Annotated in this window: 16 protein-coding genes; 2 read left to right on the top strand and 14 right to left on the bottom strand. The window is 67.4% G+C overall.

The features are described 5' to 3' along the window. Positions 1-83: 83 nt before the first annotated feature. Entirely contained in the window at positions 84-461 is a 378-nt protein-coding gene (locus AC07O4_RS17545) for a tautomerase family protein (protein ID WP_495305221.1), read from the bottom strand. An 83-nt stretch (positions 462-544) separates the two neighbouring features. Here AC07O4_RS17545 and AC07O4_RS17550 point away from each other — a divergent pair, with 83 nt between their 5' ends. Then, positions 545-1,402: a LysR family transcriptional regulator gene (locus tag AC07O4_RS17550; protein WP_095744064.1), complete on the top strand. Its 858-nt coding sequence runs from the start codon at positions 545-547 to the stop codon at positions 1,400-1,402. Between the two features lie 10 nt (positions 1,403-1,412). Here AC07O4_RS17550 and AC07O4_RS17555 read toward each other — a convergent pair whose 3' ends face one another. Both AC07O4_RS17555 and AC07O4_RS17560 read right to left on the bottom strand, forming a co-directional pair. Next, positions 1,413-2,015, bottom strand: a complete 603-nt coding sequence (locus AC07O4_RS17555) for an SMI1/KNR4 family protein (protein WP_495305222.1) — start codon at positions 2,013-2,015, stop codon at positions 1,413-1,415. 65 nt (positions 2,016-2,080) lie between these two features. Next, positions 2,081-2,617, bottom strand: coding sequence for a GNAT family N-acetyltransferase (locus AC07O4_RS17560; RefSeq protein WP_495305223.1), 537 nt, complete (start codon positions 2,615-2,617; stop codon positions 2,081-2,083). A gap of 103 nt (positions 2,618-2,720) precedes the next feature. On the opposite strand from AC07O4_RS17560, the gene kdsA reads away from it, so the two are divergent. Further along, the gene (gene kdsA / locus AC07O4_RS17565; RefSeq protein WP_159274376.1) at positions 2,721-3,572 is read left to right on the top strand and encodes a 3-deoxy-8-phosphooctulonate synthase; all 852 of its coding nucleotides are present in this window, start codon (positions 2,721-2,723) and stop codon (positions 3,570-3,572) included. 23 nt (positions 3,573-3,595) lie between these two features. Here the strand turns inward: kdsA and AC07O4_RS17570 are convergent, their stop codons facing one another. The 11 genes from AC07O4_RS17570 to flgJ form a co-directional block, all read right to left on the bottom strand. Continuing rightward, the gene (locus AC07O4_RS17570) at positions 3,596-4,654 is read right to left on the bottom strand and encodes a hypothetical protein (protein ID WP_495305224.1); all 1,059 of its coding nucleotides are present in this window, start codon (positions 4,652-4,654) and stop codon (positions 3,596-3,598) included. A 184-nt stretch (positions 4,655-4,838) separates the two neighbouring features. Beyond that, on the bottom strand, positions 4,839-5,462 hold the full coding sequence (locus AC07O4_RS17575; RefSeq protein ID WP_495260754.1) for a pentapeptide repeat-containing protein: 624 nt from the start codon (positions 5,460-5,462) through the stop codon (positions 4,839-4,841). A 148-nt stretch (positions 5,463-5,610) separates the two neighbouring features. Next, a complete protein-coding gene (gene flgL, locus AC07O4_RS17580; protein ID WP_495305225.1) occupies positions 5,611-6,822 on the bottom strand; it encodes a flagellar hook-associated protein FlgL in 1,212 nt (403 codons plus the stop codon). Positions 6,823-6,856: 34 nt separating this feature from the next. After that, positions 6,857-8,809 (bottom strand): flagellar hook-associated protein FlgK, encoded by a 1,953-nt coding sequence (gene flgK, locus AC07O4_RS17585; RefSeq protein WP_495305226.1) that lies wholly within the window; start codon positions 8,807-8,809, stop codon positions 6,857-6,859. A gap of 126 nt (positions 8,810-8,935) precedes the next feature. Beyond that, the gene (locus AC07O4_RS17590) at positions 8,936-10,654 is read right to left on the bottom strand and encodes a methyl-accepting chemotaxis protein (RefSeq protein WP_095946608.1); all 1,719 of its coding nucleotides are present in this window, start codon (positions 10,652-10,654) and stop codon (positions 8,936-8,938) included. A 10-nt stretch (positions 10,655-10,664) separates the two neighbouring features. Beyond that, entirely contained in the window at positions 10,665-11,189 is a 525-nt protein-coding gene (locus tag AC07O4_RS17595) for a chemotaxis protein CheW (protein WP_307586301.1), read from the bottom strand. A 16-nt stretch (positions 11,190-11,205) separates the two neighbouring features. After that, complete coding sequence (locus AC07O4_RS17600) at positions 11,206-12,828, bottom strand: methyl-accepting chemotaxis protein (protein ID WP_495305227.1); 1,623 nt, start codon at positions 12,826-12,828, stop codon at positions 11,206-11,208. Positions 12,829-12,844: 16 nt separating this feature from the next. Then, positions 12,845-14,425: a methyl-accepting chemotaxis protein gene (locus AC07O4_RS17605; RefSeq protein ID WP_495305228.1), complete on the bottom strand. Its 1,581-nt coding sequence runs from the start codon at positions 14,423-14,425 to the stop codon at positions 12,845-12,847. Positions 14,426-14,615: 190 nt separating this feature from the next. Beyond that, the gene (locus tag AC07O4_RS17610; RefSeq protein WP_495305229.1) at positions 14,616-14,897 is read right to left on the bottom strand and encodes a hypothetical protein; all 282 of its coding nucleotides are present in this window, start codon (positions 14,895-14,897) and stop codon (positions 14,616-14,618) included. Between the two features lie 7 nt (positions 14,898-14,904). Further along, positions 14,905-16,470 (bottom strand): methyl-accepting chemotaxis protein, encoded by a 1,566-nt coding sequence (locus AC07O4_RS17615; protein WP_495267345.1) that lies wholly within the window; start codon positions 16,468-16,470, stop codon positions 14,905-14,907. Positions 16,471-16,540: 70 nt separating this feature from the next. After that, on the bottom strand, positions 16,541-17,533 hold the full coding sequence (gene flgJ / locus AC07O4_RS17620) for a flagellar assembly peptidoglycan hydrolase FlgJ (RefSeq protein WP_495305230.1): 993 nt from the start codon (positions 17,531-17,533) through the stop codon (positions 16,541-16,543). Between the last annotated feature and the right edge of the window lie 3 nt (positions 17,534-17,536).

Below are 17,536 nucleotides of genomic sequence, written 5' to 3' on the forward strand. Positions count from 1 at the left end.
GCCTCTTTCAAATTCCGTCCACCAGTTTTCTGGGATCGCGCGATGGATGCAGGCTTTCTTCTTGAGGCTGAAGGAGCCATTCCTCAGGCAAATTGCGCCAGCCCGTGCCCGACGGACCAGTTCTCCTTGGGGGCATCGGCAATGGTCACAAAGACGTCCTCCGGCCGTATCCCCGGACTATCGGCCAGCAGCTGCGCAATGCGCTGGAACAGCGCCTTCTTCTGCTGCGCGGTGCGCGTGTTGAAAACGGTGATCTGGATGTACAGGAGATCGTCGCTGCGCGCGACGCCGAAGGCGCCTCCATATCGGAAGTTGGCGGCCTCGTGCTCGGTGATCGTCATGAACTGGTCGTCTTGCGGCACGTTCAACGTGTCACGCAGGGCGCGATAGAGGCTGTCGAAGATCGCCTGCCGGTACGCCTCTGGCTTTCCCGCGCGCATCGAGATGTGAATGGTGGGCATCGCTGCTCCGGGTCATGGTGGAACAGCGGATGTTATGTATTCAGATTTGCTATTGATACTTATCTCAATAACAATCTTTTGTCATGACTGATCGCCCGCTGGATCTCGATGCCGTTCAGGCCTTCGTTCGCATCACCGAGCTGGGCAGCTTCACGCGCGCGGCAGAAGTCATGCAGACCACGCAAGCAGGAATCAGCCTGAAACTGAAACGCCTGGAAGACAGGCTGGGCTGCCGGCTCCTGGAGCGCACACCCCGGCACGTGGAGCTGTCGGCGCGCGGTGCCGCCTTCCTGGGACATGCCCGGGAACTCCTGGCGGTCCACGATCGCACGCTGGCGGCCTTTGCGAGCGCCCGCCAGCGACTGACCATCGGCATCAGCGATCACGTGGCAGGACCGGAGTTGCCCGCGCTGATCGCCCGCATGAACGCGCAAGACGCGCAGCTGCTGATCGATATCCGGATCGGCTCCTCGGGCGATCTGCTCCAGAGCTACGACCGACGGGAACTCGACACGGTCATCGTCCGGCTGCACGCGGGACGCACGGACGGGAAACTTCTGACGCAGGAGCGCTTCGGCTGGTTCGCTGCCGCGGGCTGGCAGCACCGCGTGGGTGAGCCCCTGCCGCTGGCCACGATGGCACAGCCCTGCGGGGTGCGCGCGTTGGCGGAGCAGCTCCTGGACACGGCCGGCATCCCGTGGACCGAGGTGTTCGTGGGGGGCGGCGTCGCGGCCGTGGCGGCGGCGGTGGTGGCCGGCCTGGGGGTCGCTGCGTTGGCGCCGCGCATGCTGCCCCTGGGCTGCGTCGACGTGGGCCCCAAGCTGGGTCTGCCCGACCTGCCGCGCCTGCCGGTCCTGCTGCACTCCCGGGTCCGGGAGGCTCGGGCGCGGGATGCCGTGGACGCCCTGTCTGCGGCGTTCAGGAGCGTGGCGAGAAACTGATCCGACCGCGTCAGGGCGCGCGTTCGTCCACCACGAAGCCCCAGAAATCGTCGTCGCAGTGGATGCAATGGTCCAGGAAGGATTGCATGCCGCTGGCGTGGAACCACACCAGGCCCTGCGCCTCGTCGCACAGCGCATCGGCCTGCGCATCGAGGCTGAGCGATGGGAGGTGGGCCAGTTCCATGTCGGCCAGGAACTCCTGCGTGTCCAGCTTGCCTGCAAAGAGGTCGTGGTCGAGGCTGGCGATACGGCCCTTGTGCCGGCCGTGCAGCACCTCCACGAACGGGTTGCCCGCCGGGTCGCTGCCGATGTCCAGAAACCAGTCGGCCAGCAGGCTCTCGGCCTGCAGCGTCTCCAGGTCGCAGTGGGGGTCCGAGGCGCCGAAGCTGTTGAGCACACGGAAGTTGGCGTGCGACGCGCTGCTCGCCGTGCCGTCTGGCTGCACATAGGCAGCGATGTCGCCGGCCTGTTCCATCTCGTACAGCGAGAAGCCGTTCTGGGTTCGCAGGAAGGTGGCGTAGGCGTTCGAGAAACCGAGGCGGCGCTGCAGCGCGTCGACCGCCTGCGCGGAGGCCGGTGCGCGGCCAAAGGGATTGGGGAAAAGTACTTTCATGGCGTTCGCTGCAGCCTAACGCGGATCACGGCACACCGGCCCCGCGTCGCTTTCGTGCACCGCCCCTATCGGCCAGGCAGGTTCAGGCCGTAGATCAGCATGTCCTCGAAGACGCCCCGGTGGTTCACATGCTTCACCAGGCGCCCCTCCGGGAGGAACCCCGCCTTCTGCATGACGCGCTCGGAGCCGGTGTTGCGCGGCAGGCAGCTGCAGACGATGCGGCTGATGCCGAGCTCGCCGTGTGCGTAGCGGATCACGGCGCCGACCGCTTCGGAGCAGATGCCGCTCGACCAATGCGCGAAGGCGACCCAGTAGCCCAGTTCGGCGCGGCGATGCAGCACGGACATGTGGGCCAGCTGCACCGCGCCCAGCAGCTCGCCCGTGTCGGCGCTGGTCACGGCATAGATGACGTCGGTTCCCGCGCGGAATGCGGGAGCGTGCGAGGCGATCCATTCGCTGGCCACGCCATCCGGATACGGGTGGGGCACGTGCGCGGTCGGCTCGGCGACGCGCACATCGCCTGCGATGCGTTGCACGTCATCGGCGTCGTCGGGATCGAAGGGGCGCAGGACGAGACGGGGGGTTCGGAGCTGAGGTTGCATGGCGGGGTTCAGATTCAACGTCGCTGGCGTGGCCAAGGGCCCATTCTGGGCCAGAAGCCGAACCGCGAGAATGCGGGCAACAGACACTTCAGAGGAGCTCGCCTTGACCACCGTCGCCATCACCCCCGCCATCCACGTCAGCAACAGCAAGGGCTTTGTCCTGTTCGGCGGCGTGAACGTCCTCGAGTCGAAAGACATGGCCCTGCGTGCCGCGGAAGAATATGTCCGGGTCACGCAGAAGCTCGGCATTCCCTATGTCTTCAAGGCGAGCTTCGACAAGGCCAATCGCTCGTCCATCCATTCCTACCGGGGCCCCGGCCTGGAAGAGGGCCTGAAGATCTTCGAGGCCGTCAAGGCCGCGTTCGGCGTGCCGGTCATCACCGACGTGCACGAGCCCTGGCAGGCGAAACCCGTCGCCGAAGTGGTTGATGTTCTTCAACTGCCTGCGTTTCTCGCCCGCCAGACCGACCTGGTCGTCGCGCTCGCCCAAACCGGCAAGGTCATCAACGTCAAGAAGCCCCAGTTCCTGAGCCCGACGCAGGTGCTCAACATCGTGGAGAAGCTCAAGGAAGCGGGGAATTCCTCCGTCATCCTGTGCGACCGCGGCACCTGCTTCGGCTACGACAACCTGGTGGTGGACATGCTCGGCTTCGGCACCATGAAGAAGGTCACCGGGGACCTGCCGGTCATCTTCGACGTGACGCATTCGCTCCAGCAACGCGAGGCCAACGCCATCGCGTCGGGCGGACGGCGCGAGCAGGTGGCCGAACTGGCGCGTGCGGGCCTGGCAGTGGGCCTGGCGGGCCTCTTTCTCGAAGCGCATCCCGACCCGGCGCAGGCGAAATGCGACGGTCCCAGCGCCCTGCCGCTGGACCAGCTGGAGCCCTTCCTCACGCAGCTGAAGGCACTGGACGACCTGGTGAAGTCGTTCGCGCCCTTGCACATCCGCGCCTGAACAGGACGCGCCCGCACGGGCCTCTAGCGGCTGTCGAGGCGGGCCTTCATGTAGCAGGCCCGCAGCAGCGCCTGTTCGCGATGGGGATCGTGCAGGCCATTGCCCATCGGCCGGGTCCGGCTCGCCGCCTCCTGCAGCGCCCCGGCGTGGTACTCGGCCAGCGACTGGGGCGGAACGGCCAGCGCGCCTGCGGCGTATTCGACCCTGGCTTTTTCCGTCATCCAGCCCTGCACGCGCTCGCGAGACCCTGTGTGCGTGCGGCGGTAGTAGCGGTCGGCCTCCACCTCCGATTGGTAGAAGGTGTCGATGGCGGTCCGCAGGGCGTCCGAGCAGCGCGACATCAGCATGTCCACGGAGGGTTCGCTGCGCGAGGATGCTCTCGCCGCGGGGACGCCGCCCGCCTGGACCGTCGGGCGTTCCGGCGCCGCGGCCTCGTTCGGCATGGCGGCCGAGTCGCAGTTCCTGGCGCCCGAATGTCTGCATTCCGAAACGAGCCGCACGTATTCCTGCTGATAGACCTTGCGCGTGGCCGCGCGGTCTTCGGGTGTCAGGTTGCCGCAGCTGCGATCGAGGTACTCGATCATCGTGTAGTTGTGGACCCGGTCCGCGCCGGGGCCCGAGGCCTGCGTGGCGCGTTGCTGCAGCGCCTTGCATTCTTCGGAGGAGGCGCGCGTTCGCTGCGAGGGCGCCGGATTCGCGGCCTTCGCTTCCTTCTCGGAGAAGCAGTACCCCCGGTAGCCTCGCCCCTCCACGTACCGCCAGCGGCCCGTGCCCCGGTGCTTGGTCGCGCAGGCCCACCAGTGCACGGTGCCGTGCAGGAGGTTGCCCTCCTTCTTGCCGGGGCCCAGCGTGCTGAGTCCGCCGTTGGGGCACTGGAAGGCCTCGGAGCTGTCGAAGAAGTGCTTGGTCTGCCGCGGGTTCTCGACGCAGAAGCCGACGTCGACGCTGTAGTTGCACTGGTTGAAGAGCGTGCTGTCCTTGCCGATGACGCAATGGCTGTCGGTGCCGTCGTTCGCAGCCAGGGCGGGCAAGGCCGTGCCCAGCAGGAAGACGCTCAGGGCCAGGGTGCGAACGATCGGCATGCTTTTCTCCTCCAGGATGGCGCCTGAATCTAGCCCGACGATTCGCAAACGAAATACCGCTTTTGTGGGAGGCCACGGGAACCGGTGGCCCGCCTCGCAAAACGCAGGTGGAGAAGCAATCCCACGCCAACGGCAGGCAGCGTGCTTCCTGCCTCGTGTTCATCGCACCCGCGCTGTCTCGCTTCTATTCCTCCGGCCTGACGTCCATTCCCAGCGCCTCGGCGATGGTCAAGGCTTGCACGGCGGTGATGACTGCGCCTTGGAGCTGCACGTGCTGCGGTTCGAGTGCGCTTAGGTCACTGCCACGCAGGTCGCACCGCGAGAAGTTGGCGCTGTGCAGCCAGGCCCCCGACAGATCGACATCGCGAAGAACGCCGCCGTCGCACCGTGCGCCCGTGAGGTCGACCTCCCGCATCCGTGTCCCATGGAACGATGCCTTGCGCAGGTCGGCCCCCGGCAGGCCGGCAAACGACCAGTCGCCGCCGACCGCCTTCATCACCTCGAACATGCAGCCGTCGAACATGCTGCCGATGAACTTGCAATCGATGAAGCTGGCGTCGAAGAACTTGCAGGCGACAAACGTGCAATTGACGAAGGCCGCATCCGTGTGGACCGACGAATTGAAGCGCGCGCTCCGGAACGTGCAGTCGGTGAACACCGAACCGGTGTTCCTGGCCTCCGTCATGTCCAGATCGTTGAACAGGACGGCGGTGTAGGTTTGCCGGTCGATGTCCTTCCCGTACCAGCGCTCTCCAGGCAGCGTGGTCTGGGTCGCAGGTGCCGGTGCCCCATATGCACGGTCGGCCATGGATCGATTCTCCGAGGAAGGTGGGTGTGGTGCGCTGCTGCCAGGCGGACGACCGGCGGCAGCCAGTCGACGCATTCTGCCCGCGCCCATCGCGACGATCGGCTTTCCCCCTCCAGTGGCCAGCACGCAGCCGCTGGCCACCCCACCCTCACAGGTAGTTGAAAAGCGAAATGCTGTTCAACTTGGCAAACGTCATCTGCGTCGCCTGCAGCGACGACTGCCGCTGGTAGAACTCGGAAATCGCCGTGTACGGATCGAGGTCCTCGATCGATGACAGGTAGCTTTCTTCCTGCAGCTTGTTCATCGCACCCGCGCTGTCGAGCGCCTGCAGCTCGACCTGGCGCGAGCCCACCGACGACAGCACCGTGAGCACGTTGTCGTGTGCGTTCGTGACCTTCACGTTGGCGGTGCTCAAGGCGTTGCGCAACTGCGCCTGGGCCGCCGCGCCGCCGCCGTTCAGCGGTGCGCGCAACGCCGTCACCAGTTCGCCCAGGGCCGCGAAGATGTCGGTGCCGGCGTTCTGTGCGGTCGACACGTCGAAGCTGTCGCCGTTGGCCGGCGTGCCGCTGATGGCGAGCTGCACGCCGCCGAACGAGATCGGGGTGCCGGCGGTGAACGGGCCGCTCGCGGCCACCACGGGCGGCGTGTCCTTGGTCATCACCGTGTAGTCGGTGCCGGTGAAGCGGATGGTGAAATCCTTGCCGTAGTTCGGTGCGGTGGCGTCGGTGATGCTCACGGCGCCGAACACGCCCGAGCCGGTGTTGGCAGGTGAGCCCGAGGTCACATAGCCCGCACCGCCCTGCACCGACTGGAAGATGCTGCGGCCGTCGTCCGAGGTCGACATCTGGCGCGCCACGTCGATCTGCATCAGCCGCTCGCCCTGGTCGCCCACGTACTGCACGCCGCCGCCGGCAGCCATCACGAAGGGCGGGCTGCCGCTCTTGTAGCCGGCGAACAGGTACTGGCCGCTGCCGTTGTCGCTGTTGGCCACTCCCACGAGCTGCTCCAGGCTGCTCTGGATGGCCGTGGCAAGCGAGCCGCGATCGGCGTCCGACAAGCCGCCGCCGCCGGCTTGCACGACCAGCGTCTTCACGTGCTGCAGGATCGACGTCACCGAGTCGAGTGCGTTCTCTTCGGTCGACAGCGCCAGCGCCGCGCGCTGGCGGCTGGTGGCGAACTGGGCGCCCTCCGCCAGCGTCTGGCTCACGCCGAGCGCGCGCGCCGCGCCCACCGGGTCGTCGCCGGCCGACAGGAACTTGGAGTTGGTCGCCAGCTGCTGCTGGACCTTGAACAGCTTCTGCTGCTGCAGGCCCATCGACTGCAGGCTCTGTTCGTAGAAGGATTGGGTGCTGATGCGCATCGCGGGTCCTGGAATCTGTGCGGAAGGTGGAAGGCTAGCTACGGATACCGAGGATGGCGTCGAACATCGCCGAAGCGGTCTGGATCACCTTGGCGTTGGCCTGGTACATCTGCTGGAACATCAGCAGGTTGCCGGTTTCCTCGTCCTGCACCACGCCCGAAATCGCGCGCTGGCTGGCCTTGATCTGGCCGGTCACGCTGTCCTGCGTGACGGCGGCCACCTTGATCGACATGGCGCGGTTGCCGACATCGCTCACCAGCTGCGAGTAGGCGCCGTTGAAGGTCGCGGTGCCGTTCGACATGGTGGTCTTGCGCTGCAGCGCGCCCAGCAGCAGCGCATTGCCGCCGTCGGAGACACCGCCGGTGTTCTTGCCGATGGTGAAGGTGTCGCCCTGCGCGGGCGCGCCCGTCATGGCCACGGTGATGCCGTCGAAGCTCATCTTCGCGCCGGCCGTGTACGGCACGGGCGTGCCGGCCGGGTAGCTGGTGGCGGTGCCGTCGGCGCGCGTGACGGTCACGGCCGAGCCGGCCGGAAAGCCCGACAGCGTGCCGGTGCCCGCGTTGAAGCTCAGCGTGACGTTGCCGGCCAGCGGCGAGCCCGGGTAGGCCGCGTCGACGGTGGCCGCGCCCAGTGCGCCGCTGCCCTTGTTGCCCGCGGTGTTGCCGGTGATCACGGGCGACGCGGCGGCCACCTTGGCCGGGTCGCGCACCAGCACCTCGAGGTCGCGCGCGCCGGTGCGCGTGGGCTGCACCAGGAACGAATCGCCGGCCTGCGCCGTGCCGCTCGCGGCCGTGAGGCTCACGCCGTCGAAGCTGATTGGGAAGGTGGTGAAGCTGCCCATCGGCGTCTTGTCCGAGAGCCGCGTGACCGTGTAGGTGAGCGTGCCTCCGACGTCGGTGACGCTCACGTTGTAGTCGCTCGTGGTGAGCTTGGACGCATCGGTCAGCGTGGCGCCCAGCTCGAGGTTGCCGCCGTTGCCAGCATTGGCGATCGTGCCCGGCACGGCCTGCGAGAAGAAGTTCTGGCCCAGCGCGCCGTTCAGGTCCACGCCCAGCTTGTGCTGCGCGTTCACCGCGTCGGCCACCGACATGGCGAGCCGGCCGATGGCGTTCTGCGTGGGGATCAGCGTGTCCTTGCGGAAGGCCATGAGGCCGCCGAGCACGCCGCCGGTGAAGGCGCTGTCGTCCAGCTCGACGGTGTTGCCGGCAAAGCCCGACAGCGCCACCACCTGGCGCGTGGGGTCGGCCGACGACGTCACCGCCGCCATCTTCGAGGCATGGTCGCCCACCACCAGCGACTGGCCGGTGGCGATGAACACGTTGTACTTGCCGTCGTCCTGCTGCAGCACGCGCACGTCGACCACCTGGCTCAGCTCGCTCACGAGCTGGTCGCGCTGGTCGAGCAGGTCGTTCGGCGCCTGGCCGCCGGCCACCGCGCTCATCTGGCTGATCTGCTGGTTCAGGCTGGCGATCTTGGCGGCGTAGGTGTTGATCTGGCTCACGCTGCCCACGATCTGCTCGTTGACCGAGGTGTTCAGGTCCGACAGGTACTGGTCGGTCGCGCGGAACTTGCTGGCCAGCGACTGCGCCGCGCTGATCATCTGCTGGCGCGCGGCCGGGTCGGCCGGCGTGTTGGCCACGCCCTGCACGCTGGTGAAGAAGCTCTGCATCAGCGGCGCGATGCCCGAGGTCTTGTCGGCCAGCAGCTGGTCGATGCGGTTGACCTGCACGCCGTTGGTGGCCAGCGCGGCCGACTGCGACTGCGCGGTGGCCAGCTGCGCCGTGAGGTAGCGGTCGTAGCTGCGCGACACGGTCGTCACGTTGGCGCCCGAGCCGATGAAGCCCGAGCCGCTGGCAATGCCGCCGGCCGAGGCGATCTGCGCGATCTGGCGGCTGTAGCCGGCCGTGTACACGTTGGCGGTGTTGTGGGCCGTGGTCATCAGCGCGGTGCGGGCGACCGCGAGGCCGCTCAGACCTGTGTAGAACATGCTTCCGGACATAAGGCTTTACCTGTCAAAGGGGTGTGTGGGAGCGGCATCGCGCGCGATGCCTCTCGGTAGTTATCGGCAGCGCGCGCCCGAAGTTGAGGGGCGCGCGTCGTCTTTACGCTTGACTCAGAATTCCGACCAGTCGCCCTTGGCGTCGCCGGCCATGGCGAGCTGCGGCGTCCCGGTGGGTTCGCGGCGCGTGGGCAGCGCCTTGGCACGCGGCTTGGGCGTCGGCTTCGGCGGCTTGGGAATCGGCGTGATGCGCGTGAAGCTGGCGCGGGTCGTCGCGACCGCGTTCGCGTCGAGCTTGAAGACGCTCACGGCCTGCACGAGGGCGCCGGCCTGTTCCTGCAGCGACTGTGCGGCTGCCGAAGCTTCTTCGACCAGTGCCGCGTTCTGCTGCGTCACCTGGTCCATCTGCGTGATCGCCTGGTTGATCTGCTCGATGCCTGAGGTCTGTTCCTGGCTCGCGGCCGTGATCTCGCCCATGATGTCCGTCACGCGCTTGACGCTGCCCACGATCTCTTCCATCGTGCGGCCCGCTTCGGCGACCTGCTTGCTGCCTTCTTCGACCTTTTCCACCGAATCGCCGATCAGGGTCTTGATTTCCTTGGCGGCGGCTGCGGAGCGTTGGGCGAGGCTGCGGACTTCGGATGCGACCACCGCAAAGCCTCGGCCTTGCTCACCGGCACGCGCAGCTTCAACCGCCGCATTCAACGCCAGGATGTTGGTCTGGAACGCGATGCCATCGATGACGCCGATGATGTCGACGATCTTCTTGGACGAAGCATTGATCGAGCCCATCGTGTCCACCACCTGCGAGACCACGGCGCCGCCCTTCACTGCCACTTCCGAAGCAGAGACGGCTAGCTGGTTCGCTTGACGCGCGTTGTCCGCGTTCTGCTTCACCGTCGAGGTCAGCTCTTCCATCGACGCCGCCGTCTGCTCCAGCGAGCTGGCTTGCTCCTCGGTGCGAGACGACAGGTCCTGGTTGCCCGAGGCGATCTGCCCCGAGGCCGTGGCAATGGTCTCCGTGCCCGTGCGCACTTCGCCCACCACCTTGGCGAGATTCGCGTTCATGTCCTTCAGCGCCTGCATCAGCTGGCCCGTCTCGTCGCGGCTGTCCACGCGGATGTTCGCACTCAGGTCGCCCGCGGCCACGGTCTCGGCCACGCCGACGGCCTTGGCCAGCGGGCGCACGATGCTGCGCGAGATGAAGAAGGCGAACAGGCCGCCCAGCAGCACCGTGAGCGCCGTCAGCAGCAGTCGCAGGTTGAAGCTCTTCGCATTCGCCGCGTCGATGGCGTGGCTCATGTCGTCGATGGCGCGGCGCTCGATGGCCAGCAGCTCGAGCACGCGGTTCTCATAGGCCTTGGCGGCCGGCTGGAACGACAGCTGGTAGGCGCGCACGGTCTCGACCGTGTTGCCGCTGGCCTTGGCGCGGGTCACCTCGTCCTTGGCGGCCTGGTACTTGGCGCGCAGCTCGACGATGGACTTGTAGGTCGCCTTTTCCTCGTCGGTGACCAGCAGCGCCTCGACCTTGGCCATGGTCTCGCTGCCCTTCTTCACGCTCTCGGAGATCACGTCGGCGAACAGCATCGGCAGCGCCTCGTCGGTGGTGCGCGCGATCATCGAGGTGCGCGCGATGGCCGAGTAGGTCAGCACGTACCAGTCCGAAATGAGCCGCTCCTTGGCCAGCGGGCTCTGCATCATGATGCGCGTGGCTTCGGCGTTCTTGTGCGCCGACATCAGCCCCACCGCGCTGGAGATGAGCGTCAGCCCCAGTACGATGGCGAAGGCGAGGGTCAGGCGGGTGCCGATGCGAAGGTTCGAAAAGAATGTCATGGGGTGGTCCTCAAACGGTGGCTGCGGCTTCGATGAGGCCCATTTCTTCGCTGGACATCAGCCGGTCGATGTCCACCAGGATCAGCATGCGTTCGTCCAGCGTGCCCAGGCCGATCAGGTAGTCGGTGTCGAGCACCGAACCCATCTCGGGCGCCGGCTTGATCTGCTCGGCCGTGAGCGTGATCACGTCGGACACGCTGTCCACCACCATGCCCACCACGCGGCCCGAGATGTTCAGCACGATCACCACCGTGAACTGGTCGTAGGTGGGTGCGCCCAGCTCGAACTTGATGCGCATGTCGATGATCGGCACGATGATGCCGCGCAGGTTGACCACGCCCTTGATGTAGTCCGGCGCGTTCGCGATGCGCGTCACGGCGTCGTAGCCGCGCAGCTCCTGCACCTTCTGGATGTCGATGCCGTATTCCTCGTCGCCGAGCTTGAAGGTCACGACCTCCAGGCGGTTGGCGACCGCGGACGCGGACGGGGCCGCGCCGTTCGATCGCGGCGATGTGTCTCTGGTGTTGTTCAACATGTGTTCTTCTCCTCGTTCAATACGCATCCCGGGCGCCGGCACCCTCGCCCGCCCCGGTCCTGAATACCCCTGCGGCCCGGACCAGGCCCTCCGCCTGTTCCTGCAGCGACTGCGCCGTGGCCGACGCTTCCTCGACCAATGCGGCGTTCTGCTGCGTCACCTGGTCCATCTGTGCGATGGCCTGGTTGATCTGCTCGATGCCCGAGGTCTGCTCCTGGCTCGCGGTCGTGATCTCGCCCATGATGTCGGTCACGCGCTTCACGCTGCCGACGATCTCCTGCATGGTGCGGCCGGCTTCGGCCACCTGCTTGCTGCCCGCCTCGACCTTCTCCACCGAGTCGCCGATGAGGGTCTTGATTTCTTTCGCAGCCGCGGCCGAGCGCTGCGCCAGGCTGCGAACCTCCGACGCGACCACGGCGAAGCCCTTGCCCTGCTCGCCCGCGCGGGCGGCTTCCACGGCCGCGTTCAGCGCGAGGATGTTGGTCTGGAACGCGATGCCGTCGATCACGCCGATGATGTCGACGATCTTTTTCGACGACGCGTTGATCGAGCCCATCGTGTCCACGACCTGCGACACCACGGCGCCGCCCTTCACCGCCACTTCGGAGGCGGAAACGGCCAGCTGGTTCGCCTGCAGCGCGTTGTCCGCGTTCTGCTTCACCGTCGAGGTCAGCTCTTCCATGGACGCCGCCGTCTGCTCGAGCGAGCTGGCCTGCTGCTCGGTGCGCGAGGACAGGTCCTCGTTGCCCGAAGCGATCTGGCTCGACGCCGACATCACGCCCGCGACGTTCGCGCCCACGTCGGCGACGATGGCAAAGAGGTTGGCGCTCATCTGGTTCAGCGCGCGCAGCAGCCCCGCGATCTCGTCGCCGGGCCGCACCGTGAAGCGCACGAGGTCCCCGCCCGCGATGGTGCGCGCCACGTCAATGGCCTCGTCGAGCGGACGGAACACCGTGCGCCCGAGAAACGCACCCAGGCCCAGCCACGCCAGCGCGGCGCCGAGGCTGCCCGCTGCCACGGCGGTAGGCAGCCAGCTGTGGGCGCCAGACGCTGCCGCCAGGCGGGACGCTTCCATCCAGCCCATCGCGCCCAGGCCCGCTGACAGCGCAGCGGCCGCGAGGGTCACGCCGAACACGCGGCGCCGCACCGGGATGCGCCGCAGCCGCGCCAGCGGACGCGTCCAGCCGCTGCGCACCACCTCGCCCTGCAGCAGCTCGAGGCCCTTGGCCTCGCCCTCGCGCATGCGGCGGTAGAGCGCATCGGCGGCCGCCACATCGTCGCGCGCGGGACGGCTGCGCACGGACATGTAGCCCTCCACGCGGCCCTGGTGGCGGATCGGCGTGACGTTGGCGAGCACCCAGTAGAAGTCGCCGTTCTTGCGCCGGTTCTTGATCAGGCCGGTCCAGGGCAGGCCCTGGTCGAGCGTGCGCCACAGGTCGGCGAAGGCCTCGGGCGGCACATCGGGGTGGCGCACGATGTTGTGCGCCTTGCCCAGGAGTTCGGCGGCCGTGAAGCCGCTGGCCGCGACGAAGGCCGGGTTGACGTAGGTGATGCGGCCCTTGAGGTCGGTGCGGGACACCAGGGCCTCTTCCTTCGAGAGTTCGTATTCGATGTCGGTGACGGGCAGGTTGACACGCATGGCCGGTGCGTCGCCTTCAGGCCAGGGCCAGCGCGTTGCCGTGGCTGCTGCTGCCGCCGAGGCGGAACACGCCGACGACCTGCGACAGGCTGCCCGCCTGCTCCTGCAGCGACTGCGCTGCCGCCGAAGCCTCTTCGACCAGCGCCGCGTTCTGCTGCGTGACCTGGTCCATCTGCGTGATCGCCTGGTTGATCTGCTCGATGCCCGAGGTCTGCTCCTGGCTGGCCGCCGTGATCTCGCCCATGATGTCCGTCACGCGCTTGACGCTGCCGACGATCTCCTCCATCGTGCGGCCGGCTTCTGCGACCTGCTTGCTGCCTTCCTCGACCTTTTCCACCGAGTCGCCGATCAGGGTCTTGATTTCCTTGGCGGCGGCTGCGGAGCGTTGAGCGAGGCTGCGAACTTCGGACGCGACCACTGCGAAGCCTCGGCCTTGCTCACCAGCGCGTGCGGCTTCAACCGCTGCATTCAACGCCAGGATGTTGGTCTGGAACGCGATGCCGTCGATCACGCCGATGATGTCGACGATCTTCTTGGACGACGCGTTGATCGAGCCCATCGTGTCCACCACCTGCGACACGACCGCCCCACCCTTCACCGCGACTTCCGAAGCGGAGACGGCCAGCTGATTCGCTTGCCGCGCGTTGTCCGCGTTCTGCTTCACCGTCGAAGTCAGCTCTTCCATCGACGCCGCCGTCTGCTCCAGCGAACTGGCCTGCTCTTCCGTGCGCGACGACAGGTCCTGGTTGCCCGAAGCGATCTGCCCCGATGCCGTGGCGATGGTCTCCGTCCCCGTGCGCACTTCGCCCACCACCTTCGCCAGGTTGGCGTTCATGTCCTTCAGCGCCTGCATCAGCTGGCCCGCTTCATCGCGACTTTCCACGCGGATGTTCGCGCTCAGGTCGCCCGCGGCCACGGTCTCCGCCACTTCGAGCGCATGGCCCAGCGGGCGCACGATGCCCAGCGTGAGGCGCCAGGCGAACAGCGCGCCCACCGCCAGCGCGATGGCCGACAGCACGAGCAGCGTGGTGCGGCCCTCGGTGTGGTCGGCCGCGATGCCCTTGGCGGCGGCGTCGATCTTCTCGCGCTGGTGGTTGGCCAGGTTTTCGACCGCGCCGGCGTAGACGGCGAGCGCCGCGCTGAACTTGGTGTCGACCAGCACATTGGCTTCGTCGATCTTCTTCTCGTCCTTGAGCTTGTTGAGCGTGCCCACGGTCTCGAGCACGACGACGCGCGCCGCGACCACCGCGGCATAGAGCGCCTTTTCTTCCGGCGTGGCGAGCATCGCCTCCAGCTGCTTCTGCGCCGGCGTGATGCGCGCCGAACCCGCCGCCTGGAGCTTGGCGAAATAGGCCGCCACCTCGGGGTCGGTGGTCTTGACCATCGCGTAGTTGGCGACCGTGTTCGACTTGAGCAGGCTGAGCCATTCGGCCGCCAGCCGTTCCTTGACCAGCGCGCCCTGCACCATCTCGTCGGTCGCCTGCCCCACGTTCGTCAGGCGCAGCACGCCCGTGCCCGCAATGAACGCCATCAGCAGCAGCAGCACCGCGAAGCCGAGCCCCAGGCGGGTGCCGATTTTCAGATCCTTCAAACTCATTGCGCTTCTCTTCCTTCAATAACGGGGGACGGTGGCCGCATCGCGCGGCGGGCCACCGGCATGACATGACGGCATGGCGGGACGGCGGCCTGCGCCACCCCGTCTCCCTGTTATCGGCAGCACGCCGCCAGACTTGAGTCTTTTTTCTAAAGAAAGGCGCGGATCGGGACGCGGGCGCATGCGTTCTCTGTCAGGCGTCGGTGGCGTTGACGTGCTGGAACACCCGGTCCAGCCGCTCGGCCACCTTGGCGTCGTGGCGGCTTGCACGGGCCCGTGCGTGCGCCGCGAAGCCCGTGAGACCCAGGCCCGTCAGGCAGGCGGCGCCGGCCAACGCCCACACGGCATGGAGCGCCCAGGCGCAGCCGGTGCCGACATGGAAGCCGAGGAAGAGCGCCACGGCCAGCAGCAGGAGCAATGCGGCGAAGCCCATGCCGACGCGGCGCAGGGCTTTCGGATGGAAGTGCGTGGACACGGGGTGTTCAGGCCGCAACGGCTTCGTCGGCGTCGAGCTTGAAGGTGCTCACGGCCTCGACCAGGGCACCGGCCTGCTCCTGCAGCGACTGCGCGGCGGCCGACGCTTCCTCGACCAGCGCCGCGTTCTGCTGCGTCACCTGGTCCATCTGCGTGATCGCCTGGTTGATCTGCTCGATGCCGGAGGTCTGTTCCTGGCTCGCCGCCGTGATCTCGCCCATGATGTCGGTCACGCGCTTGACGCTGCCGACGATCTCTTCCATCGTGCGGCCGGCTTCGGCGACCTGCTTGCTTCCTTCTTCGACCTTTTCTACCGAGTCGCCGATCAAGGTTTTGATTTCCTTGGCGGCGGCTGCGGAGCGTTGAGCGAGGCTGCGGACTTCCGAAGCCACGACGGCAAAGCCTCGGCCTTGCTCGCCAGCGCGTGCGGCTTCAACAGCCGCATTCAGCGCCAGGATGTTGGTCTGGAACGCAATGCCGTCGATGACGCCGATGATGTCGACGATCTTCCTGGACGACGCATTGATCGAGCCCATCGTGTCCACCACTTGCGACACGACCGCGCCGCCTTTCACTGCAACTTCCGAAGCCGACACGGCCAGCTGATTCGCCTGTCGCGCGTTGTCCGCGTTCTGCTTGACCGTCGAGGTCAGCTCTTCCATCGACGCCGCCGTCTGCTCCAGCGAACTCGCCTGCTCTTCCGTGCGCGACGACAGGTCCTGGTTGCCCGCCGCGATCTGCCGCGACGCCACCGCGATCGAATCGGTCGAGGCCTTGATGCGCGTCACGAGGTCGGTGAGCGTGTCTTCCATCTCGCCCATGCCGCGCAGCAGCCGGCCGAAGTCGCCGCCGCGCTCGGTCTCGAACTCCTGGCTCAGGTCGCCCGAGGCCACGGTCTCAGCGATCAGCAGCGCCTCGGCGACCGGATCGGCGATGCTGCGCGTGAGCAGCCATGCGAGCACCGCGCCCAGCGCCAGCGCGGCCACGGCCAGCGCGACGATGTAGAGGAGGCCTGCGCGGTACTGCGCGTCGATGGCGGCGGCGGTGCTGTCGATGTGCTTCTGCTGGTGCGTCACCATGGCGCGGATGCCCGCGTCGTAGCCGTCGAGCATCGGCAGCAGCTGCGTGTCGGTGCGCGTCGCGGCCTCGTCCTTGCGGCCTTCGGTCTTGAGCTGGAGGATCTGCTGGCGCAGCGCGATGTACTCGCCGCGCCGCTTCTGGATGTCGGCGCTCAGCGCCAGTTCTTCCGGCGACACGAGCAGCGCCTCGAGCGCCTTCTGCGTCTCGGAGATGGTGGCGCTGGTCGCGGCAATCTGCTTTTGCAGGTGCGCCTGCACCTGCGCGTCGTCGCTCTTGAGCAGCGAGAAGGTGCGCACGCTGTTGGTGGCCGTGCCCAGCTGCCAGGCCGTGGCCAGGCGCTCCTTCGACAGGGTGCGCGAGGCCATGTCCTGCGTGGCCTCGCCCACGCCCTGCAGCCGCAGCACGCCGATGCCCGCCACGGCCACCAGCAGCGCCAGCACCAGCGCAAAGCCGGCGCCCAGCCGCATTCCGATCGTCCAGTTCTTTATCGTCATTCGCTTGTCTCCTCTCGGGGCCTCTCGTGTCGTTGTTCTCGGGTCCGGGCAGTCAGGCTGTGCGAAGGGCTCAGCCGAACTTCTGCATGATGCGAACCAGCTTCTCGCCGTACTTCGGGTCGGTGGCATAGCCCGCGCGCTGCAGACCGTGCGCGGCCTGCGCCGGGTCGGCGGTGGCCAGCACGTTCGCGTAGCGCGGGTTGCGCGTGATGAAGCGCGCGTAGTCGGTGAAGGCCTCCTCGTACGAGGCGTAGGCGCGGAATTTCGCGCGCACCTTCTGCGGCTCGCCGTCGATGTACTCGGTGGTGGTGGTCTCGACCGTCGCGCCCTTCCAGCCCTTGTCGGCCTTGATGCCGAAGAGGTTGAAGCTTTGCGTGCCGTCGTCGGCGCGGATCTCGCGCTTGCCCCAGCCCGATTCGAGCGCGGCCTGCGCCAGGATCAGCGGCGCAGGCACGCCGCTGGCGGCGCTGGCCGCCTGTGCGGAGGCGCCCATGCGGTCCACGAACGCATCGACCTGGCCTTGCAGCGAGGCGTTCGCGGCCGGTGCGGGGCCACTCCTGACTTGATAGACGCCCAGGTCGGCCGCCGTCGACACGCGCGCGCCGGGCGACGAGCCGATGGGAATGCCCGCGCGCGGGCCGTACGGCAGGCCGGCGGGCGGCTCCAGCGACATCGGCCGGGTGCCGATGCCATCGTCGGATTCCGTCGCCGCCGAAGGCAATTGCCGCCGCAGCTGCGCCAGCATCGCCTCGGCCAGCCCCACGCCCCGCCCCGAGAGGTTCTGCGTGAGCTGCTGGTCGAACATCGACAAATAGACCTTCTGGTCCTGGCTGTCGAGCAGGCCGCTCGAAGGCGTCGCCTCGCGCATGCTCTTGAGCACCATGTTCATGAACAGCGCCTCGAACTGGCGCGAGACCTGCTGCAGGCCCTCTTCGGGCGAGGTGCGCACGGTGCGTCGCAGCGCATCGACGCCCTGCACGTCGAGCGCAAAGCGCTGGTCGAGCGCGCCGCTGCGGCTGGCCGCGTCGGCGCCGCTCCACGCGGTATTGGCAGAGATGGTCATGAC

It is taken from the genome of Variovorax sp. GW821-FHT09D04, from assembly GCF_059416405.1.